Annotated in this window: 1 protein-coding gene; it reads right to left on the bottom strand. The window is 60.0% G+C overall.

The window, feature by feature from the left end; genetic code table 11:
• On the bottom strand, positions 1–630 hold a 630-nt coding region (locus ACR0EL_RS22475; RefSeq protein WP_480502355.1), incomplete at both ends, for a tetratricopeptide repeat protein.

Genomic DNA, 630 nt, shown 5'->3' with positions numbered 1-630 from the left:
CGATCTACATCGGGAATGTTGGTCTTCAGGGCCGACAGGGTTGAACCCAGGTCGGCGTCCGGTTCCGTGTAAGGAACGCACATAAGCTCAAGCACTTCAGAGCCATTCCACATGCCACCACCGACTTTGCGCGCCGCTGACTGCGCGCCGCTGTAATCACCTTTCATGAAACAGATCAGGAATGTGCTCGCATGGTACCAGCCAGGCGGGTTGGGGCTCAGCTCGATCGCGCGGGCGCTCAGTCTCGCGGCCTGTTCGAGATCGCCGCGCAACGCAAAGCAGGCCGCCAGATCGGCCAGCATGTCCGGATAGTTCGGATTGGCCCGCAAGGCTTTCGCGGCGGCTTCTTCAAAGCTTTCGAACTCGCCGCGATGAAAATGGGTCAGAAACAACGCGTGCTGGCCGGTTGCATTCAGAGGATCCAGGGCGACTGAACGCTGCGCGGCCTCCAGCGCGCGATCAAAGGGCGGGGGAGATTTGCGAAAATTGAAACCGCCGCGCACTTCGTCCCCGTAGACAATCGCAAGCATCCCCCAGGCCCCGGCATATTCAGGATCGATCTCAACGGCGCGCTCCAACAGGTCGCGAACCTTCTTGTGTTTTTTGGCCGTGGGTTCACGCCAGTATTCG

Source organism: Ruegeria sp. AH12, from assembly GCF_056541465.1.
The sequence above is the reverse complement of the archived record's forward strand: the minus strand, read 5'-3'. Positions and strand labels throughout refer to the sequence as shown.